A 20,836-nucleotide genomic window follows, 5' to 3' on the forward strand; every position below is an offset into this window, starting at 1 on the left:
GCGCGGGGCGGGGTTCGCAGGTGCGTTGGGCTGGGTAACAAATATCATCGACCGTGGGGCGGCCCCCAATTTTTTTAATAACGGGACGGCCCCGGCGGTGTGGTTGCACCACGGGGCCGCACGGAACGGCGAGAGGCGTCAGCTGACGTCGGTGACCTCGCCGATGCCGAGCGCCCGCACGTCGTCGGCGATCACGGCGGCGTCGCCGACCAGGACGGTGACCAGCCGGTCCGGCGGGAAGGCCGCGACGACCGCCTCGGTGGCGGCGGCGGTGCGCAGCTCGGCGAGCTGCCGGTACACCTCGGCCTGGTAGTCGTCCGGCAGGTACTGCTCGACCTGGTCGGCCAGCGTGCCGGCGACCGAGCCCGCGGTCTCGTACTTCAGCGGGGCGACGCCGACCAGGAACTGCACGGCCTCGTCACGCTCGGCGTCGGTGAGGCCCTCGGCGGCGAGGGTGCGCAGGATGGTCCAGGTGTCGGCCAGCGCGGGGGCGGTGGAGGCGGTGTCCACCGAGCCGCTGATGGCGAGCATCGCGCGCCCGCTGCCGTCGGCGGCCGAACGCAGCGGCTGGGCGAAGGCGCGCACGCCGTAGGTGTAGCCCTTCTCCTCGCGCAGGACGCGGTCGAGGCGGGAGGTGAGGGTGCCGCCGAGGCAGTAGGTGCCGAGGGTCTGGGCGGCCCAGACCGGGTCGTGGCGGTCGGGCCCGATCCGGCCGATGAGCAGCTGGGTCTGGACGGAGCCGGGGCGGTCCACGATGACGACGCGGCCGCGGTCGTCGCCGGTGACCGGGGCGTGGACGGACGGCTCGGCGGCCGTCCCGGTCCAGGTGCCGAGGGTGCTCTCCAGCAGCGCCGGCAGGTCCACCCCGGTGAGGTCGCCGACCACCACGACGGTGCCGGTCACGGGGCGCACGTGGGCGTCGTAGAAGGCCTTGACGGCGGCGCGGTCGATCGACTTGACGGTGTCGGCGGTGCCGGCGCGGGGCCGGGAGAGCCGGTCGGCGGCGTCGAAGAGCTCGGCGTACAGGGCCTTGGCGGCGCGCCGGGCGGGGTTGGCCTGCTCGTGGACGATCTCGTCCAGGCGGTTGGCGACCAGCCGCTCGATCTCCGCCTCGGGCAGCGCGGGGGCGCGCAGGGCGTCGGCCAGCAGGGACAGGCCGCGCTGGAGCCGGGAGGCGGGGACCTCCAGGGAGATCCGGATGCACGGGTGGTCGGCGTGCGCGTCCAGGGTGGCGCCGGCGCGCTCCAGCTCGGCGGCGAACTCCTCGGCGCTGAGGCTGTCGGTGCCCTCGCTGAAGGCGCGGGCGAGGATCCCGGCGATGCCGTCGAGGCCCTCGGGCTCGGCCGCGAGCGGGACGTCGAGCAGGACCTCGACGGCGACCAGCTGCTGGCCGGGCCGGTGGCAGTGCAGGACGGTGATGCCGTTGCCGAGGGCGGCCCGCTCGGGGGCGGGGAAGTCCCAGGGGCTGGGCGTGCCCGGCCGGGGCTGCGGGTGGAAGGTCATGGCGGGGACGTAGTCGGTGCTCATACGGCGGCACCCTCCTCTTCGGAAGCGGCGTCGGAGTCGGCGTCGGTCTCGGCGGCGGCGGTCGGCTCGTAGGCGAGGACGGCCCGGTTGTCGGGGTGGAGCCGGGCCTTGGCGACGGCCTGGACCTCTTCGGCGGTGACGTCGAGGACCTTGGGGAGGGCGTCGTTGAGCAGCTTGGGGTCGCCGAACAGGACGGCGTAGCGGCACAGTTCGTCGGCCCGGCCGGCGACGGTGGTGAGCCGGTCGAGCCACTCGCGCTCGATCTGGGCCTGGGCGCGTTCGAGTTCCTCGGCGGTGGGGCCCTCGGCGGCGAAGCGGGCGAGCTCCTCGTCGACGGCGGTGCCGATCCGCTCGACGGTGGCGTCGCCGGAGGTCTTGACGTCGAGCCAGCCGAGGCTGGGGGCGCCGGCCAGCCGCAGCAGGCCGAAGCCGGCGGCGACGGCGGTGCGGTCGCGGCGGACCAGCCGGTTGTAGAGACGGCTGGACTCGCCGCTGCCGAGGATGGTGAGGGCGAGGTCGGCGGCGTCGGCCTCGCGGGTGCCGTCGTGCGGGAGGCGGTAGGCGGCCATCAGGGCGCGCGAGGGGACGTCCTCGTGGATCTCCTCGCGGATCTCCCGCCCGATGGTCTCGGGGAGTTCGCCCGAGCGCGGGGGCTGCTTGCCGTCGTGCGCGGGGATGGAGCCGAAGTACTTCTCGACCCAGGCGACGGTCTGCTCGGGGTCGATGTCGCCGACGATGGACAGGACGGCGTTGTTGGGCGCGTAGTACGTCCGGAAGAACGTGCGGGCGTCCTCCAGGGTGGCCGCGTCGAGGTCGGCCATGGAGCCGATCGGCGTGTGGTGGTACGGGTGGCCGTCGGGGAACGAGAGCGCGGTGAGCTTCTCGAAGGCGGTGCCGTACGGGACGTTGTCGTAGCGCTGGCGGCGCTCGTTCTTGACGACGTCGCGCTGGTTCTCCATGGACGTCTCGTCGAGCGCGGCGAGCAGCGAGCCCATCCGGTCGGCCTCCAGCCAGAGGGCGAGCTCCAGCTGGTGGGCGGGCATGGTCTCGAAGTAGTTGGTGCGCTCGAAGCTGGTGGTGCCGTTGAGCGAGCCGCCGGCGCCCTGGACGAGCTCGAAGTGCCCGTTGTTGGAGACGTTGGCCGAGCCCTGGAACATCAGGTGCTCGAAGAGATGGGCGAGGCCGGTGCGGCCCCTGACCTCGTGGCGGGAGCCCACGTCGTACCAGAGGCAGACGGCGGCGACCGGGGTCAGGTGGTCCTCGGAGAGGACGACGCGCAGGCCGTTGGCCAGGCGGTGCTCGGTGATGGCGATGCCTCGGCTGGAGGCGGGGGCCGGGTTGGCCATGCGCTCGGGTCCTTCCCGTCGTCGATGTCGGGGTTCGTGTGGCGTCCCCCATTGTGGTGCAACGTGCGGGAGCCGTGTTCGTGTCCGCGCGGACGGGGCCGTTCGCCAGGGGCGGAAGAGGGCCGCTGACCGGGAGTGTCGGCGCGAGGGTCCACAATGGGGGCGCCGCGCCCTGTCGGCGGCACCCGGTTGACGGGTCCGGCGGCGGGACGGTGCGGAGACGGCCGACGACCGCCCCCGGGCGTTCGGCGACCGACCGACGACCTACCGAGACACAGCCAGCGACACGTAAGGGAGCCCCGCCGCGATGGCCCGCCGCAGTTCGCAGACCCCGCCGCCCGGAGACTTCGAGGAGCGGATCCTCGACGTCGACGTCGTGGACGAGATGCAGGGCTCCTTCCTGGAGTACGCCTACTCGGTGATCTACTCGCGTGCGCTGCCCGACGCACGGGACGGCCTGAAGCCGGTGCACCGCCGGATCCTGTACCAGGCCAACGAGATGGGCCTGCGCCCCGAGCGCGCGCACGTGAAGTGCGCGCGCGTGGTGGGCGAGGTGATGGGCCGGCTGCACCCGCACGGTGACGCGTCCATCTACGACTCCGTGGTGCGCATGGCGCAGCCGTTCTCGATGCGGCTGCCGCTGATCGACGGCCACGGCAACTTCGGTTCGCTGGGCAACGACGACCCGCCGGCCGCGATGCGCTACACCGAGTCGCGGCTGACGGCCGCCTCGATGGCGATGGTGGAGTCGATCCACGAGGACACCGTCGACTTCGGCCCGAACTACGACGGCAGCGAGCAGGAGCCGCTGGCGCTGCCGGCCGCGTTCCCGAACCTGCTGGTGAACGGAGCGACGGGCATCGCGGTCGGCATGGCGACGAACATGCCGCCGCACAACCTCTCCGAGGTGGTGGCCGCGGCCCGGCACCTGATCAAGCACCCGAACGCCGACCTGGACACGCTGATGCGGTTCGTGCCCGGTCCGGACCTGCCGACGGGCGGGCGGATCGTGGGCCTGTCGGGCATCCGGGACGCGTACGAGTCGGGCCGCGGCACGTTCAAGATCCGGGCGACGACGACGGTGGAGGCGGTGACGGCCCGCCGCAAGGGCATCGTGGTCACCGAGCTGCCGTACAACGTCGGCCCGGAGAAGGTCATCTCGAAGATCAAGGACCTGGTCAACGCGAAGAAGCTCCAGGGCATCGCGGACGTCAAGGACCTGACCGACCGCGAGCACGGGCTGCGGCTGGTCATCGAGGTGAAGAACGGCTTCGTGCCGGAGGCGCTGCTGGAGCAGCTGTACAAGCTGACGCCGATGGAGGAGACCTTCGGCATCAACAACGTGGCGCTGGTCGACGGCCAGCCGCTGACGCTGGGGCTGAAGGAACTGCTGGAGGTCTACGTCGACCACCGCTTCACCGTGGTGCGCCGGCGCAGCGACTTCCGCCGCCGCAAGCGCGAGGAGCGGCTGCACCTGGTCGAGGGCCTGCTGGTGGCCCTGGTCGACATCGACGAGGTCATCGCGATCATCCGGTCGAGTGACAACGCCCAGCAGGCGAAGGAGCGCCTGATGGAGCGCTTCTCGCTGTCGGAGACGCAGACCGCGTACATCCTGGACACCCCGCTGCGCCGGCTGACCCGCTTCGACCGGGTGGAGCTGGAGCAGGAGAAGGCGAAGCTGACCTCCGAGATCGCGGACCTGACCGAGATCCTGGAGTCGGACACCAAACTGCGCAGCGTGGTGTCGTCCGAACTGGGCGCGGTGTCGAAGCAGTTCGGCACCGAGCGGCGCACGGTGCTGCTGGAGGCGGGGGCGGTGCCCTCGGCGGCGCTGGCGGTGCCGCTGGAGGTCGCGGACGACCCGTGCCGGGTGCTGCTGTCGTCGACGGGCCTGCTGGCGCGGACGGCGGACGGCGAGCCGTTCGAGGTGTCGGAGAAGCGGGCGAAGCACGATGTGATCGTCTCGGCGGTGCACGCGACGGCACGGGCGGACGTGGGAGTGGTGACGTCCGCGGGCCGGGTGCTGAGGATGCCGGTGATCGACCTTCCGGCACTGCCGCCGACACCGTCGCCGACGCTGGCGGGCGGGGCCGCGGTGGGCGAGTTCCTGCGGCTGGAGGACGGGGAGCGGGCGCTGGCGCTGACCACCCTCGACGAGTCCTCGCCGGGGCTGGCGCTGGGCACGCTGCAGGGCGTGGTGAAGCGGGTGGTGCCGGAGTGGCCGGCGAACAAGGACGAGTTCGAGGTGATCGCCCTCAAGGAGGGTGACGAGCTGGTGGGCGCGGTCGAACTGCGCACCGGCGAGGAGGACCTGGTCTTCATCGCCTCGGACGCCCAACTGCTGCGCTACCCGGCGGGCCAGGTGCGTCCGCAGGGCCGCCCGGCGGGCGGCATGGCGGGCATCAAGCTGTCGGACGGCGCGCGGGTGCTGTCCTTCACGGCGGTGGACCCGGCGGCGGACGCGGTGGTGGTCTCGGTGGCCACGGCCACGGGCACGCTCTCCGACGGCGAGCAGACGAGCTGGAAGGTCACCCCGTTCGAGCAGTACCCGCGCAAGGGCCGCGCCACCGGCGGCGTGCGCTGCCAGCGCTTCCTGCGCGGCGAGGAGGCCCTGACCTTCGCCTGGGCCGGCGCCGCCCCGGCCCGCGCCGCCACCGCCAAGGGCGCCCCGGTCGACCTGCCCGAGCGCGACCCGCGCCGCGACGGCTCCGGCACCCCGGTCACCACCCCGATCGCGGTGGTCGCCGGCCCGGCGTAACGGCACCCGTACGAGCGGAGGGGCACCGGAGATCATCCGGTGCCCCTCCGCTTTTTCGTGCCCGTCCGACCGGGAATGCGGAAGGGCGATCTCCAATTCCCGGGCATGGACCGAACTTTGCCCACCCATGGGTTAGGTTCACCGAACAGGTGCTCCATATCGCACCACATGCTTTGGGGGGACGAGGAGTTGGCCGAAGAGTTCAAGATCGACATGGGCCGGATGAGAACGGTGTCCAAACAGCTCGACGAGTGCGGCAACCGCATGGGGGCGGTCGCCAAGAGCCTCGAAAACCTCGGAAAGGGCAAGCAGTTGGGCACCGAGCGGCTCGACTCGGCCTGCAAGGGCTTCGAGGACCACTGGCACGGCGGCATCGGCCGGATGGCCAAGCTCGCCCACGGCCTGCGCGAGGGCCTGGACGCCTCGCTCAAGAACTACGGGGACAACGAGCAGGGCACCGCCAAGGGCCTCGGCGCGACCTGAGCCAACACCCAGGGGACTGACTTCCACCATGAGTGACAAGAACTGGCCGGGCCTCGGCTTCTGCCCGGCCCCGGGGGACCTCCCGGCCATCGCCAAGATGTACGCGGACGTCGACGCCGTCGCCCGCGAACTGGAGGAACTGCGCCACGCGCTCGCCGACCTCGGCTCCGAGGGCAGCGCCTGGCAGGGCGAGGCGGCCCGCAACTTCGCCGGCAAGCTGGGCGAACTGCCCAAGTACCTCACCCAGGGCCACGAATCGATGGCCGCCTGCTCACGGGCCCTCAAGACCTGGCACACCCAGCTCACCGGACTGCTCTCCACCGGCCGGACCATGGAGGCCCAAGCCGTCGAACTGCGCTCCCGACTGGGCGACATGAACGTCCAGTGCGACACCGCGGGAAAGGCCCTCGACGCCTCCGCGCAGTCCACCGACGCGGCCGCCCAGACGAAGGCCAAGGCCGACTTCGAGGCCAAACTCCAAGCCCAGCAGCAGCTCGCGCACCAGCTCGACGAGGTGATCGCGAACGGCCACAAGCAGCTGGCTGACCACAAGAACAAGGCCGAGGCGGCCGCCAAGGCGATCATGGAGGCGTCCCGCCACCACCCGCCGGACCCGAGCTTCCTCAAGCGGATGCTGGACAAGGTGGAGCACGCCTGGCAGAAGTCGCTGGACTTCCTGGCCGAGCACGCCGACGACCTGTCCAAGATTTCGGCAGGGTTGGCGATCGCGGCCCTGGTGATCCCCGGAGCCGGCCCGATCCTGGGTGCGGCGGCCATGCTGACCAGTGCGGCCGCGATGGCCGGGCACGGCATCGCCAAGTCCCGCGGCCAGGACGTCTCCTGGCTGAAGATCGGAATGGACGGGCTCGGGGTGATCCCCGGTGTCGGTGCCATCAAGGGCTTCGCCACCGCCGGAAAGTCGATCACGAAAGTTCAGGGTGTTGGCGTCGTCAACAAGGTGATCCGGGCCCCGATCAAGAACATCAGGACGTCGGTGGCCGCTGAGGGAGCCGGCGCTGCCGAGCGCACCTCGGCCGCCGGCGCAGGCCTGTTCGAGAAGACCGTGAACCCGATATCGACCAAGGCCATCGTCGGCGGGCTCAAGAAGGCAGGCGTCGAAGTGGATCCCCGCGCGGTCACCATCACGAACAAGGCGAACGGACTCGCCTACGGCTTCTACCAGGACGAGAAGAAGGAGAAGGCCCGGGAGTCCTACGTCGAGGCCCCGGGACCGCTTCCGAAGCCCGCGTACCGACCGGCGTCCGCGCCGTTCCTGAACGCCGTCGGCTGAGAGAGGAGCAGCTCATGGTCAAGGACCTCCATGTGACGCTGCCGGTTTCGGGCGGACAGCTCGCCGCCGTGCCCGAGGTGGCCGAGGCGGCGCGGCGGGCCGAAACGCTCTACGGGGTCACCCTGTTGAACGACGACGTGGCCCGCAACGTGGTGATCAAGCACCTGCGGAAGCGGGATCAGCAGGACTGGCACGACGAAGCCGCGGGTCTCCTCGTCCTCGGTGGAATCGTGGTCTCCTTGGTCACTGGCAACTGGACAGCGGCGATCCTGGGGATTCCGGCCGGAATCGCGGTCTGGCTGCGGGGCACGGGCCGCAGCTCCAGCAAGCAGACCGCCTCCGTGCACTTCACCGCGTACATCGGGCTGCTGAACCAGGCCCGGCGCGCGGGGCTGACGGTCCGGATTCCCGCCGAGTGGGGAGCCGATGCCGATCGGGCCGCATGGGAGGAAGGTGCCCGGGCCGCTCCGCAGCCGCAGCCACCAGCCGCCCCGACCCCACACCCCACCGGTCCGGTCCCGTACACCTCCCCGGTTCCCCCGCCCGGCGTCGCTGCGCAGCCCGGCTCGTGGTGGCCGGCCGGCGCCGTGATCGACCCCAGGTTCCCGGTGCTCCCGCCGGCCGCGCTCGCACAGCACTGGACACTGGCCGCCCGGGCCCGTGAACTCGGCGCCCCGTACGGTGTCGACTTCCTGGACGAACAGGCGGTCCGGGGGCTGCTCACCGCGCAGAAACGCACCGTCCGCCGGAGATCGATGTGGAGCAAGATCTTCGCCCTGGTCCTCGTCATGGCCGTGATGGTCGGTGTTCTCGGCTCGGACTTCACCTACTCCGAGCAGCGCCGGCAGTCCATCCTCGTCATCGGCGGCCTGGTGGCCACCTGTGTGCTCACAGCTCTCCCCGCACTGAAGACGCACTGGACCTGGCACCGCTCCGGCCTGCGCGACCGGGCCAACGCCTACCTCGACCTGCTCGTCGAGGCCCGCGCGTACGGCGTCCCGGTCCCCGTCCCGCCGTCCTGGCTGGACGTCCGCAACCGGATCCGCAAGCCCTCATGACCTCCGTGGAAGGCCCGATGTCCGACATTCCGACAGCCACCGAGGACACCCGGCTCCAGATCCGCTTCGTCGTCCCGCCCGCCTTCCACGAGGTCCCGGTACTGGGCACCGACGACGAGGTGGCCGAGGAGCTCTGGGAGCTGGTCTGCGAGGTGCTGGCCTCCCATCCCGAGGAGATGCGGGTGCGCTGGGCCGTGGCGCTGGCCGAGCTGATCCCGCCGATGGCCGAGGCCGGGGTGATCCACGCCGGGATGTGCCTGGTGGACGTGGACGGCCGCCCCAGCACGGCGTCGATCGTGGCCTCGGTGTGCCCGCTGGTCGGCACCGAATACCCGGGCGCGGTGGACTTCCTGCTCACCCGCCTGGCCCTGTCCCGTCCGGAGGCGGAGGTGACGGCGATCGAGCTGCCGGCCGGGCGGGCGGTGGCGGTGATCGACGCCGTGGCGACCCCGGTCGACGACGGGTCGACCCCGCTGGACGGCCTGGCGGTCCCGCTCGTCGACGGGACGCTGACCACCTCGGTGATCCAGGTGCACCTGCCGCTGCCGAACGAGTCCCAGCTGCTCTCGCTGGAGTTGAGCACCCCGTGCCCCGAGGACTGGGTGCTCTACTCGGAGCTGTTCGCCGATGTCGTCCGCAGCATCCACCTGGAGTTCGCCGACCTCCCGACCGTCTCCGAGCCGCTGTACGACACGGTGGACGAGGAGGTGGCGCAGCGGGTGAGGGCCGCGTTCGGGTGATCCGGGTGAAGGTGATCAGGTGAGGGTAGCCTTGCCGGGGTGAGCACCTGTGCGACCGTGTCGCGTGAACTTTCGGAGCCGCTGGCAGCGACGGCGGCGGTGGCGACCACCTGGCTGCTGGTGGAGCAGAACGGACCGTGGGGCGCGAAGGCGCTGGGTGAGAGCCACCTGGACGCGGCGGTCGGGCGGGCGCTGGAGGCGGCCGCGGCGGGGACGGGCGTGCGGGTGGCCCTGATCCGGCGGCCCGGGCGGCACGCCGACTGCCTGCCGACCGCACGCCACGAGGTGCTCGTGGCGCACACGGTGCCCGGCCGCGGCTGGGTGCGCCGGGCGGGGGTGGCGGATCCGGCGGAGCTGCTGGAGCTGGACTTCGCGGCGCTGGGCGCCGGTGACCACACCGGCTTCGGAACGGAGCACGTCGGCGGCCCGGTGGCCCTGGTGTGCACCAACGGGCGGCGGGACCGCTGCTGCGCGCTGCTGGGCCGTCCGCTCGCGGCGGAGCTGGCGGCGGCCGGGCACAGCGAGGTGTGGGAGGTGACCCACCTGGGCGGGCACCGCTTCTCCCCCACGATGCTGGTGCTGCCGTACGGCTACGCGTACGGGCGGCTGACGCCGGAGACGGCCAAGGAGGTGCTGGCGGCGACGGCGGCCGGGCACGTGGTGCCGGAGTGGTCGCGGGGCTGCTCGGGTTGGGAGCGTCCGGGCCAGGCGGCCGAGCACGCGGTGCGGCTGGCCACCGGCGAGACCGGGGTGGACGTGCTGACGCTCACCCAGCGGCCGGACGGCGGGGGCCGCTGGCTGGTGACGGTGCTGCATCGGGACGGGCGGTCCTGGGAGGTGGACGTGATCGAGGCGGCCAGCGAGCCGGCGCGCCCGGAGAGCTGCGGCAAGGCGGCGGGGACGCCCTCGCGGATGGACGTGCTGTCCGTACGGGGGGTCTGAAACACGGCGGCCCCGCGCCCGTGGGGGTGAGCGCGGGACCGCTGCGGCGGAGCGTCAGCCGGCCGCCTTGGCGACGAACTCCGTGGTGTACGTCTTCGCCAGGTCGATGGTCCCCTCCTTGCCCTTGACGTCCGGGTGGAACGCGGCGAGCACCGAGAGCACCGTCTTCGGCCCGTCGGCCGGCATCACGCCGTCCGTGGTGAACATCGGCAGCGTCGCCTTGATCGCCGCCGCGTACTGCTCGGCGCCGCCCTGCGCGTAGTCGGCGGGCATCTTCGCGGCGATCTCCTCGGGGGTGTGGCCGGACATCCACTTGAGGGTCTTCACGAAGGCGTTGGCGAGCTTCTGGGTGGTGTCCTTGTTCTTCTCCACCCAGTCGGTGTTCATGTACAGCGACGAGGACGGGTACAGCCCGCCGAGGGCCTCGCGCGAGCCCTCGGGGGTGCGCATGTCGTACAGGACCTTGCCCAGGCCCTTGTCCAGGATGTTCGCGACGGTCGGGTCGGTGGTCATCCCGGCGTCGATGCTGCCCTGCTGGAGCGCGGCGATGAAGGTCTGGCCGGCGCCGACCGCGATCGGGCTGAACTCGCTGACGGCGGTGCCGTTCTTGACCGCGAGGTACTTGGTGAGGAAGTCGGTCGAGGAGCCGATGCTGGTGACGCCGAGCTTCTTCCCCTTGAAGTCGGCGCCGGACCTGATGGCGTCGGCCTGCTTGGTGGAGACCACCTCGACCTCGCCGGGCGCCTGGGCGAACTGCACGACGGACTCGACCTTCTTGCCCTTGGCCTGGAGGTCGATGGTGTGGTCGTAGAAGCCGACGGCGCCCTGGACGTCCCCGGCGAGCAGCGCGGTGGTGGCGTTGACGCCGGCCGGCTCGGTCATCAGCTCGACGTTGACGCCGGCGTCGGCGAAGTAGCCGAGCCGCTGGGTGAGCATCGCGGGCAGGTAGATGACCTTGTCCAGGCCACCGACCATGATCTTGACCTTGGGTCCGTCGACCTGCTGCCCGGCGGGGGCTGCGACGGCGCCGTGGCCGGCGGTGGCGGCGTCGTTGGCACAGGCGGAGAGCGGGAGGAGCAGGGCGGCGGCGAGGGCGGCGGCGACTGGTCTGCGCATGGGTGGGGGTGCCTCTCTCTTCTGACGACGGGGGGAGTTCAGCGGCCGTCGCCCGCGTCGGCGGGCTTCCAGCGGAACAGCTTCTTCTCGGCGAAGGTCAGCAGTCCCTCGGTGAGCAGCGCGACGACGGCGAGGATGGTCATGGCCGCGTAGACGCCGGCCGCGTTGAAGGTGCCCTGGGCGGCCGCGACGAGCAGGCCGAGGCCCTTGGTGGCGCCGATGTACTCGCCGACGATGGCGCCGATCAGCGCGAAGCCGAAGCTGACGTGCAGGCTGGTGAAGATCCAGGTGGTGGCGGCGGGGATGACCACCTGGAGGGTGACCCTGCGGTTGTCGGCGCCCAGGATGCGGGCGTTGGCGACGAGGTTGCGGTCCACCTCGCGGGCGCCCTGGAAGGCGTTGAAGAACACCGGGAAGAACACCAGCACCACCGCGGAGGCGACCTTGGAGGCCGGGCCCAGGCCGAACCAGATCAGGAAGATCGGCGCGAGCACGATCCGCGGGATGGCGTTGAGCACCTTGATGTACGGCCCGAGCACGTCGGCCAGGAAGCGGACCCGGCCGAGCGCGATGCCCAGCAGCACACCGCCGATGACGCCGATCACCCAGCCGGTGAGGGCCTCGTAGAGGGTGTAGCCGATCTGCTCGCCGAGCGAGCCCTGCGCGGTGCCGTGGGTGGTCCACTGCCAGATCTGGTCCCAGATCCTCGACGGCTGGGAGAAGTTGAACGGGTCGATGACGTCCGTCCGGGCGCAGACCTCCCACAGTCCGAGGAAGGCGACCAGCACCGCGACCCGGGCGCCGAAGACGCCCAGCCTCCGGTTGCGGGCGGCCCGTTCACGGGCCTCGGTCCTCGTCGTGACGGCCGGGGGCTTCCCGGCGGCGGCCGGCGCGGACACCGGCGCCGCCCCGGACCCGGGCACGGACTCCGCCCCGGGCTCGGACGCGGACTCGGATGCGGTCTCAAGCGGCACGACCCGCTCCTCTCTCCCGGGTGATGCGCACCTCTTCGCCGAGCGAGGCCCAGATCTCGCGGTACAGCTCGACGAACCTCGGTTCCAGTCGGACGGCCTCCACGCTGCGCGGGCGCGGCAGGTCGACGGTGAAGATCTCCTTGACGGTGGCCGGTCCTGCCGTCATGACGACGACCCGGTCGGCGAGCGCGATGGCCTCGTCCAGGTCGTGGGTGACGAAGACGACCGACGCCGCGTCCCTGGAGGAACCGGTCCCCGCCCACAGCTCCAGCAGCTGGTCCGACATCAGCGCCCGGGTCTGCACGTCCAGTGCCGAGAACGGCTCGTCCATCAGCAGGATCGCCGGGTCGTTGACGAAGGTCTGGGCGAGCGCGACGCGTTTGCGCATGCCGCCGGACAACTGGTGCGGGTAGCGGTCCTCGAAGGCGGCCAGGCCGACCCGGCCGAGCCAGTCCCGGGCCCGCTCCCGGGCCTCGGCGGCGGGCACGCCGCGGAAGCGCGGGCCGGCCATCACGTTGGACAGGACGGTGCGCCAGGGGAAGACGGCGTCCTGCTGGAAGACGAACCCGACCTTGGGGTCGATCCCGCGCACGGGCTCGCCGTACACCCGGACCTCGCCCTCGGTGGGCTCCTCCAAGCCGCTGACCAGCGTCAGCGTGGTGGACTTGCCGCAGCCGGTGGGGCCGACGACGGCGACGAACTCGCCTTGGGCGACGGTCAGATCGAGATCGCGGACGGCGGTGTGCAGCGCCCCGGAAGGGGTGCGGAACCGTTTGGTCGCGCCGGTCAGCTCGATCGCCGGGGTCTTGCTCATGTCGATCCTCCCGGGTCTGTTGCCTGCCCCGGAAAGGTAGGAGCGGGCCCGGCCCCGGCGGGAGCCTTCTTCGCGTAGTGCGACTTCTCCGCATAGAGGGGTGTTCTGCTCGTTTTGCTTCCGCTACAACTGCGGGGACGCGGCTGACAGAAACACCCCGGAAACATAGGGTGTCCCGACCCCACCCATCGGCGCCCCGACCGCCCCCGAGGACGCCCGATCCCCCGCAGCCGCCGAGAGGAGGTCCGGATGAAGCTCCCCCGCGGACCCCGCCGGGTCTTCGCCCAGCTGCTGCTGAGCCAGACCGTCGTCACCGTCGGTGTCACCGCCGTGACCGCCGGGCTGTTCCTGGCCCCGGTCAGCAGCGAGCTGGACCACGACGCGATGCAGCGGGCGCTGTCGATCGCCCAGGCCACCGCCACCGACGAGAACATCGCCCGGGCCGCCGCCGGCCGCGACGTGGTGGCCGCCCAGCGCAACGCCGAGCAGATCCGGCTGGCCACCGGCGCCAGTTTCGTGGTGGTCACCGACCTGGACGGCATCCGGCTCTCGCACACCGACCCGGGCCGGATCGGCCAGCGGGTCAGCACCGATCCGGAGCCGGCCCTCAGCGGCCGCAGCGTCACCGCCATCCAGCAGGGCACCCTGGGCCGCACCGCCCGCGGCAAGGTGCCGCTGCGGATGGCGGACGGCCGGATCGTCGGCGAGGTCTCGGTCGGCATCAGCGACGACTCGATCCGCCGCCGGCTGCTGACGATGCTCACCGGCATCCTGCTGTGCGCGGGCGCCGGCCTGGCCGCCGGCACGCTCGCCACCCTCCTCCTGGCCCGCCGGCTCAAGCGCCGCACCCACAACATCGCCCTGGCCGACATCTCGGCGCTGCTGGTGGAGCGGGAGGCGATGCTGCACGGAATCCGCGAGGGCATGGTGGCGCTGGACGAACGCGGCCGGATCCGGCTGGCCAACGACGAGGCCCTGCGGCTGCTCGGCCTGCCCGAGGACTGCACCGGCCGGCCGATCGGCGCGGTGCTGCCACCGGGCCGGCTGGCGGACGTGCTCTCCGGGCGGATCGCCGGCGCCGACCTGCCGGCCGTCCGGGACGACCGGGTGCTCGTGGTGAACCGCACGACCACGCCCGAGGGCGGCGCGGTGGTCACCCTGCGGGACCGCACCGAGCTGGAGTCGCTGGTCCGCGAGCTGGACACCACCCGCAGCCTGACCGAGGCGCTGCGGGCCCAGGACCACGAGCACGCCAACCGGATGCACACCCTGCTGGGCCTGCTGGAACTGGGCCGCCACGAGCAGGCGGTGGCGTTCATCTCGGAGCAGTCCGGCTCGCACGCCGTGGTCGCCGCACGGATCGCCGAGCAGGTGCAGGACCCGCACGTGGCGGCACTGCTGGCGGGCAAGACCTCGGTGGCGGGCGAGCGCGGGGTGCTGCTGGCGCTGGCCGCGGCGGCGCACCTGCCGGACGCGGTGGTGGACGCCCGGGCACTGGTGACGGTGCTCGGCAACCTGATCGACAACGCGGTGGACGCCCTGGCCGCGGGCGGCGGGGGCCGGGTGGAGGTCAGCCTGGCGGCGGCCGGAGCGACCCTGCTGCTGCAGGTCGCGGACAGCGGCCCGGGCGTGCCGGAGGAGCTGCGCGAACAGGTCTTCGAAGAGGGGTGGACCAGCAAGGACGCGCCCGCGCACCGTCCGCGCGGGCTGGGGCTGGCGATGGTGCGGCGGCTGGTCGAGCGGACCGGCGGCCGGATCGTGCTCGACACCGGGCCGCTCGGCGGCGCCCGGTTCACCGTCGAGCTGCCCGAAGCCCTGCTCACCGGTCGGCTCGTGGAGGCATGATGATCGACGTACTCGTGGTGGACGACGACTTCCGGGTCGCGGACGTGCACGCCGCCTACGTGGCCAAGGTCCCGGGCTTCCGGGTGACCGGCACCGCGCACTCGGCCGGGGAGGCGCTGGCCGCCCTGGAGCGCCGCCCGGTGGACCTGCTGCTGCTCGACCACCATCTGCCCGACGAGACCGGCCTGGCCCTGGTGCGCCGGCTGCGGGAACGCCAGGTCGCCTGCGACGTGATGATGGTGACGGCCGCCCGGGACGTGTCGACGGTGCACGCCGCGATGCAGCACGGCGCACTCCAGTACCTGGTCAAGCCGTTCACCTTCGCCGGGCTGCGGGAGAAGCTGGTGGCGTACGCGCAGCTGCGCCACGCGCTCGCCGCGCCGGCCCGGGAGGCCGGCCAGGACGAGGTGGACCGGCTGTTCGCGACCCTGCGCAGCGCCGCCGCCCCGGCCGGAACGCTCCCCAAGGGCCACTCGGCGCCCACCACGGACCTGGTGATGGGGGTGTTGCGCCGGGCCGGCCGGCCGCTGTCCGCCCAGGAGGTCGCCGACGCCACCGGGCTGAGCCGCTCCACCGCGCAGCGCTACCTCAAGCAGTTGGAGCGGGACAGCCGGCTGCGGCTGACCCTGCGGTACGGCGACACCGGCCGGCCGGAGCACCGCTACGGGCTGGCGGCCCGCGCCTAGGGCGTGGTCTCCGGACAGGGGCCGGACAGGGGCCGGACAGGGGCCGGGCCGGACGTGGTCTCGGGCCTGGGGCCGGACAGGGGGGAACCCCGGCGGCCCCAGGCCCGCCGGGGTTCCCCGGGCGCGACGGCTCAGGCCGCGCCCGCACCGGTGAGTGCACGTACCTCCAGCTCGGCGAACCGGTCCGGATCGGCGGGCTCGGACGAGGTGACCGTCCCGACCCAGCCGGCCAGGAAGCCCAGCGGGATGGAGACGATGCCCGGGTTCTCCAGCGGGAACCAGTGGAAGTCGAGGCCCGGGAAGAGCGCCTCGGGGGAACCGGACACCACCGGCGAGAAGAACACCAGCACGATCGCCGGAACCAGCCCGCCGTACACCGCCCAGACCGCGCCGCGAGCGGTGAACCGCGACCAGAACAGGCTGTACAGCAGCACCGGCAGGTTGGAGGACGCGGCGACGGCGAAGGCCAGGCCCACCAGGAAGGCGACGTTCAGCTGCTGGGCGAAGAGGCTGATCACGATCGCCGTCGCACCGATCCCGGCGGCGGCGAACCGGGCGACCACCACCTCCTGCTGCTCACTGAGCTCGGAGACCGGTTCCTCCGCCGCCCGGGAGGCCGGGACGGTCTCGCCCCGGCGGCGCCGCCCGCGGCCGTTCTTCAACTGTTCGCGGCTCTTCAGCTGTTCGCGGCTCGGCCGGGCGCGCCAGGCGCCGGCCCAGATGTCGTGGGCGAAGGCCGCCGAGGAGGCCAGGGTCAGCCCGGCGACCACCGCGAGGATGGTGGCGAAGGCGATCGCCGAGATCAGGGCGAACAGGAGCACCCCGCCGGTACTGCCGTTGCCGCCGCCGAGCACCAGGGCGAGCAGCGGAACGGCGGTGTTCCCGGCCGAGTTGGCGTGCCGCACCTCGGCCGAGCCGATCAGCGCGGTGGCGCCGAGGCCGAGCACGATGGCCATCAGGTAGAAGCTGCCGACCAGGCCGATCGCCCACATCGTGGAGCGGCGGGCGGCCCGCGCGGTGGGCACCGTGTAGAAGCGGGACAGGATGTGCGGCAGGCCCGCGGTGCCGAGCACCAGGCCGAGCCCGAGGCTGACGAAGTCCAGCCGGCTGGTGATGCTGCCGCCGTACTTGAGCCCGGGCTCCAGGTAGCGCTGCCCGGCGCCGCTGTGCTGGGCGGCCTCGCGCATCAGCTCGCCGAGGTCCCCGTGGAAGCGGACCACCAGCAGCACCGTGAGCAGCACCGAACCGCCGGTCAGCAGGAAGGCCTTGATGATCTGGATCCAGGTGGTGGCCCGCATCCCGCCGATGGTGACGTAGACGATCATCAGGGCGCCGACCGCGATGATGGTCCAGGTGCGGGCGTGCGGGCTGCCGGTGCCGAGCAGGAGGGCGACCAGCGAACCGGCGCCGACCATCTGGGCCACCAGGTAGAGCAGGGTGACCACGACGCTGGCACCACCGGCCGCGGCGCGCACCTTGCGACGGCGCAGCCGCAGCGCGAGGACGTCGGCGAGGGTGTACCGGCCCGCGTTGCGGACGAGTTCGGCGACCAGCATCAGCACGACCAGCCAGGCGACCAGGAAGCCGATGCTGTAGAGCACGCCGTCGTAGCCGTACAGCGCGATCAGCCCGGCGACGCCCAGGAAGGACGCGGCGGAGAGGTAGTCCCCGGAGAGCGCGAAGCCGTTCTGCAGCGGGGTGAAGTCGCGGCCGCCGGCGAAGAAGTCCTCGGCGGCGTTGCCCTGGCGGCCGACCCAGAGGGTGACCCCCAGGGTAACCAGGACGACGACGGCGAACAGCGCGATGGCGAGCGAGTGGTGGTCGCCGGTGGGGGCGACCGGCGGCGGGGTGGCGGTCGACACCACGGTCCGGACGGCGGTCTGCACCGCGGCCTTGGCCGCATCGGTGGGCACGGTGGCCAGCAGGGGCGTCATCGCAGCTGGTCCTGGGTGTCCCAGCGCAGGCCCAGGGCGGCGCGGTCGCGCTTGGTCCGGGAGTTGCGGGCGTAGAGCCAGGTGAGCAGGAAGGTCGAGGCGAACTGCAGCAGCCCCAGCAGCCAGGCCACGTTGAGCGGGCCGGCCACCGTCCTGCGCATCAGGTCGGGGGCACCCGCCTGGGCGGCGACGTACAGCAGGTACCAGGCGAGGAAGGCCCCGGTGATCGGGAAGACGAAGGTCCGGTAGCTGCGGCGGATCTGCAGGAACGTCTCGCTGGCCTGAACCGTCCGGTAGACCTCGGTGCGGTCGGCGACCGGTTCCTCGTCGAGTGGTGCGTGCGGTGCGGCCGGGGCCGCCGGATCGGCTGGGATGCTCTGGGCGAACGGCTCGACGGCGGCCCCGTGGACCGGTGCGCCGACGGCCACTGACCCGACGGCGGCCTCGGCCGACCGGGCCGTAGGAACGTGGTCCGTGGGGGCGGGGCCCGACTGCGCCGGTACCGCCGTCCGGCGGTGCGCAGCCGATGGCTCGGCGGACTCAACGGGGGTACCGGCGGCCGCAGCGGCCCACCAGTCGAATTGCTGTCCCGGGCCGGGACTGCTCGTCTGCTGCTGTGGCACTGCTGCTCCTGGACGGCCGGATGTTCTGACCCGAACCATGATGGCGGCCCTAGGAGAGCGCCCCTGACCATCGCAGATACGTTCACTCGATGAGGTGATCGATCATCCGACAGACACTCATCGGACTACTGCTGCGTCCCAGTGATTCCGTGTCGGAACGCGTACGCGACCGCCTGAGCCCGGTCCCGCACCGCGGTCTTGGCGAACAGATTGTTGATGTGGGTCTTCACGGTCGCCTGGCTGACGAACAGCCGCTGGGCGATCTCGGCGTTGGACAGCCCCTCGGCGATCAGCGCCAGCACCTCGGCCTCCCGGACGGTCAGCCCGGCGGGCAGCTCCCCCGACCGGGTTCCGGGCCTCCCGGCAGCCGGCCCGGCGTCGCCGTGCTGCTCCGAAAGCCTTTCCAGCAGCCGGAGTTGGACCTGCGGGGAGAGCCCGGCGGCACCCGAGCGGACGTCCGCGACGGCCCGGGCGATCTCCTCGGCGCCGGCGTCCTTGGTGAGGTAGCCGCGCGCCCCGGCCCGGAGCGCCGGGAACAGCGAGTCGTCGTCGGCGTAGGTGGTGAGCACCACGACCTCGGTCTCCGGGTGCGCCGCGCGGATCCGCCTCGTCGCCTCGACCCCGTCGCAGCGCGGCATCCGCAGATCCATCAGCACCACGTCCGGGTGATGACGCTCCACCAGGGCGACGGCCTCCTCCCCGTCCCCGGCCGCACCGACCACCTCGATGCCGGGCAACAGCCCCAGCAGCATCACGATGCCCTCGCGCACCACCGTCTGGTCGTCCGCGACCACCACCCTGATCGCCCCCGCACCACCCATGTGCTCACTCATGCCGGCACCCGCAGCAGCACGCGCCACCCTCCGTCCTGCGGGCCCGCCAGCAGCGTGCCCCCGAGCAGTTCCGCGCGTTCGCGCATTCCCAGCAGACCGTACCCGCTGCCACTGGCGGCCAGCGCCTCCGACGGGGACTCACCGGCGGATTGGCCGCGCGGCGGCCGGGTGTTGCACACCTCCAGCTCCACCGCGCCGTCCAGGTAGCGCAGTTCGACGGAGCCGCGGGCCCCGGACGCGTGCTTGCGGACGTTGGTCATCGCCTCCTGCGCGGTGCGCCGCACCGCGAGGGCGGCCTCGGCGGCGAGCGGGCGGGGCGTGCCGGTGACGGTGAGGGCGGCCCGCTCCCGACCGGTCAGCTCGACCAGGAACTCCCCGACCGGGGTGAGCTCCCCGCGCAGCGCGGACAGTGCCTGGCGGGTCTCGACCAGCCCGTCCTGCGCCATCCGCCGGGCGGCGACGACCCGTTCACGGATCTGCTCGCGGTCCGTCCCGGCGTCCAGCATCAGCCGGGCCGCCTCCAGGTGGACGAGCTGCGCGGAGAGGCTGTGGGCGAGCACGTCGTGGATCTCCCGCGCGATCCTGGCCCGTTCGGCGAGCGCCGCGCTCTCCGCCTGGGCGGCCTGGGCGGCCCGCTCCTGGGCGAGCAGCCGGCGGGCGGTGCCGCGCGCCTCGATGTCCAGCCGCAGCAGGCAGCCGACCAGGACGGAGCCCCCGACGGTGGCGGCGTTGCCGAGCCAGCCCGCCGGGGAGGCCGCCGTGTACGAACCCAGCGCGGCCGCCGCGACGACCAGCGCGGGCGCGGGCGGCAGCCGGATCAGAGCCGTCACGGTCAACCCGATCCACAGGAAGTCGGCCAGCGTGTGGGCCAGCCCCCGGTCGGCGAGCCAGCCGCCGCCGACCAGGCCGGCGGCCAGCAGGTACGAGACCGCCGGGCGCTGCTCCCGGGTGACCCGCAGGTACGCCGTGCAGAGGGCGACGGCCGCGGCCAGCCCGGCCGCCGCGGCCGCCACCGTCCAGCCGGTGTACCTGCCGCCGGAGAAGGTCCCCCAGCCGACGACGACCAGCAGGACGCTCCGGCCGAACACGGACAGGACCCGCCGCGGCCGGCTCTCGTCCTCGTGGCCGATCCCTTCCCGGGACGGCCAGCGGGTCCAGTACCACCCGGCCACGGGGGCCTCCTCGATGCTCACGGCGGCGGGTCAGTGCAGTGCGGCGGCGGGCCGCGAGGGCTCCAGCGTCCGGGCCCTCCAGTTCACCACGAAGGAGCGGACCAGCAGCAGGACCGCCATGCCCAGCATCAGCGAACTGCCCGCCTGGTGGACGTGCAGGGCCGCACCGACCGCGTACAGGCCGATCCGGACGGCGATCATCCCGCACCAGGCGGCCACGGTGGCCCTGGTGCCCTTGACCAGGACGCTGCCGTCGGAGGCCCGCCAGATCCGGACGGTCCAGCCCCAGACCGTGCCCATCGCGAGCACGGCGACCAGTCCGGCGGCCAGCAGCCCGGCGGAGAGCGCGGTGTGCTGGTGGTCGACGAGCTGCGGGTCGCGCAGCGCGAGCGCGCCCAGGATCAGCGGCAGCAGCCAGAAACGGCGCTCGGTGTCCAGGCGCTGGACGCGCATCTGGCGCTGGACCACCAGGACCACCACCGCGAGGCCTACGAGGATGTTGGCGATGGAACCCATCGAATTCTCCGTCCCGGGGAGAGGCTTGTTGCTGACCTCTCCGACGCTACGGATCCGGCGCTTCCCGCTGATCGGAGCCGGGGTGGAGCACGGGTGGAACCGGCAGCGCGAGGGCCCTCCACCCCACCAGGGTGGGGACCACCCCCACGCACCCGGAGCCGCCGGACGGGGGCGGACA

The 20,836-nt window shown here is 72.6% G+C and carries 18 protein-coding genes; 8 read left to right on the forward strand and 10 right to left on the reverse strand.

Annotated elements, in window-relative coordinates; translation table 11 throughout:
- Positions 1-138: 138 nt before the first annotated feature.
- Together ACWGKU_RS33875 and ACWGKU_RS33880 are read right to left on the reverse strand one after the other, a co-directional pair.
- A complete protein-coding gene (locus ACWGKU_RS33875; RefSeq protein ID WP_452191683.1) occupies positions 139-1,503 on the reverse strand; it encodes a M16 family metallopeptidase in 1,365 nt (454 codons plus the stop codon).
- 20 nt (positions 1,504-1,523) lie between these two features.
- The gene (locus tag ACWGKU_RS33880; RefSeq protein WP_452177385.1) at positions 1,524-2,873 is read right to left on the reverse strand and encodes a M16 family metallopeptidase; all 1,350 of its coding nucleotides are present in this window, start codon (positions 2,871-2,873) and stop codon (positions 1,524-1,526) included.
- Positions 2,874-3,180: 307 nt separating this feature from the next.
- Here ACWGKU_RS33880 and ACWGKU_RS33885 point away from each other — a divergent pair, with 307 nt between their 5' ends.
- From ACWGKU_RS33885 to ACWGKU_RS33910, 6 genes are all read left to right on the forward strand, one after another.
- Positions 3,181-5,631: a DNA gyrase/topoisomerase IV subunit A gene (locus tag ACWGKU_RS33885; RefSeq protein ID WP_401044894.1), complete on the forward strand. Its 2,451-nt coding sequence runs from the start codon at positions 3,181-3,183 to the stop codon at positions 5,629-5,631.
- Between the two features lie 168 nt (positions 5,632-5,799).
- A complete protein-coding gene (locus tag ACWGKU_RS33890) occupies positions 5,800-6,114 on the forward strand; it encodes a hypothetical protein (protein WP_401055049.1) in 315 nt (104 codons plus the stop codon).
- A gap of 28 nt (positions 6,115-6,142) precedes the next feature.
- Positions 6,143-7,405 (forward strand): WXG100 family type VII secretion target, encoded by a 1,263-nt coding sequence (locus tag ACWGKU_RS33895; RefSeq protein ID WP_401055048.1) that lies wholly within the window; start codon positions 6,143-6,145, stop codon positions 7,403-7,405.
- 14 nt (positions 7,406-7,419) lie between these two features.
- On the forward strand, positions 7,420-8,463 hold the full coding sequence (locus ACWGKU_RS33900; RefSeq protein ID WP_452177384.1) for a hypothetical protein: 1,044 nt from the start codon (positions 7,420-7,422) through the stop codon (positions 8,461-8,463).
- A 17-nt stretch (positions 8,464-8,480) separates the two neighbouring features.
- The gene (locus ACWGKU_RS33905; protein ID WP_401051390.1) at positions 8,481-9,203 is read left to right on the forward strand and encodes a hypothetical protein; all 723 of its coding nucleotides are present in this window, start codon (positions 8,481-8,483) and stop codon (positions 9,201-9,203) included.
- A gap of 39 nt (positions 9,204-9,242) precedes the next feature.
- Positions 9,243-10,145: a sucrase ferredoxin gene (locus ACWGKU_RS33910; RefSeq protein ID WP_359912592.1), complete on the forward strand. Its 903-nt coding sequence runs from the start codon at positions 9,243-9,245 to the stop codon at positions 10,143-10,145.
- Positions 10,146-10,199: 54 nt separating this feature from the next.
- Here ACWGKU_RS33910 and ACWGKU_RS33915 read toward each other — a convergent pair whose 3' ends face one another.
- The 3 genes from ACWGKU_RS33915 to ACWGKU_RS33925 all read right to left on the reverse strand — a co-directional run bounded on the left by ACWGKU_RS33915 (position 10,200) and on the right by ACWGKU_RS33925 (position 13,049).
- Entirely contained in the window at positions 10,200-11,261 is a 1,062-nt protein-coding gene (locus ACWGKU_RS33915) for an ABC transporter substrate-binding protein (protein WP_359912595.1), read from the reverse strand.
- A gap of 38 nt (positions 11,262-11,299) precedes the next feature.
- A complete protein-coding gene (locus tag ACWGKU_RS33920; RefSeq protein WP_452177393.1) occupies positions 11,300-12,160 on the reverse strand; it encodes an ABC transporter permease in 861 nt (286 codons plus the stop codon).
- 64 nt (positions 12,161-12,224) lie between these two features.
- The gene (locus tag ACWGKU_RS33925) at positions 12,225-13,049 is read right to left on the reverse strand and encodes an ABC transporter ATP-binding protein (RefSeq protein WP_359912598.1); all 825 of its coding nucleotides are present in this window, start codon (positions 13,047-13,049) and stop codon (positions 12,225-12,227) included.
- 249 nt (positions 13,050-13,298) lie between these two features.
- Here ACWGKU_RS33925 and ACWGKU_RS33930 point away from each other — a divergent pair, with 249 nt between their 5' ends.
- Complete coding sequence (locus tag ACWGKU_RS33930) at positions 13,299-14,894, forward strand: sensor histidine kinase (protein WP_401055438.1); 1,596 nt, start codon at positions 13,299-13,301, stop codon at positions 14,892-14,894.
- Positions 14,894-15,580 carry a response regulator gene (locus ACWGKU_RS33935; protein ID WP_359912604.1) on the forward strand — a complete coding sequence of 229 codons (687 nt, stop codon included), beginning with the start codon at positions 14,894-14,896 and terminating at the stop codon, positions 15,578-15,580. Before ACWGKU_RS33930 ends, ACWGKU_RS33935 begins: the two co-directional genes overlap by 1 nt.
- A gap of 131 nt (positions 15,581-15,711) precedes the next feature.
- Here ACWGKU_RS33935 and ACWGKU_RS33940 read toward each other — a convergent pair whose 3' ends face one another.
- From ACWGKU_RS33940 to ACWGKU_RS33960, 5 genes are all read right to left on the reverse strand, one after another.
- Complete coding sequence (locus tag ACWGKU_RS33940) at positions 15,712-17,514, reverse strand: solute symporter family protein (protein WP_401052580.1); 1,803 nt, start codon at positions 17,512-17,514, stop codon at positions 15,712-15,714.
- Positions 17,511-17,942: a DUF485 domain-containing protein gene (locus tag ACWGKU_RS33945; protein WP_359912610.1), complete on the reverse strand. Its 432-nt coding sequence runs from the start codon at positions 17,940-17,942 to the stop codon at positions 17,511-17,513. Before ACWGKU_RS33945 ends, ACWGKU_RS33940 begins: the two co-directional genes overlap by 4 nt.
- A 320-nt stretch (positions 17,943-18,262) precedes the next feature.
- A complete protein-coding gene (locus ACWGKU_RS33950) occupies positions 18,263-18,970 on the reverse strand; it encodes a response regulator (RefSeq protein WP_452177383.1) in 708 nt (235 codons plus the stop codon).
- Positions 18,967-20,163, reverse strand: a complete 1,197-nt coding sequence (locus tag ACWGKU_RS33955) for a sensor histidine kinase (RefSeq protein WP_452177382.1) — start codon at positions 20,161-20,163, stop codon at positions 18,967-18,969. The genes ACWGKU_RS33950 and ACWGKU_RS33955 overlap by 4 nt, the downstream gene beginning before the upstream one ends.
- Before the next feature lie 9 nt (positions 20,164-20,172).
- On the reverse strand, positions 20,173-20,658 hold the full coding sequence (locus tag ACWGKU_RS33960) for a DUF1453 domain-containing protein (RefSeq protein WP_401052587.1): 486 nt from the start codon (positions 20,656-20,658) through the stop codon (positions 20,173-20,175).
- Between the last annotated feature and the right edge of the window lie 178 nt (positions 20,659-20,836).

It is taken from the genome of Kitasatospora sp. NPDC054768 (assembly GCF_053612025.1).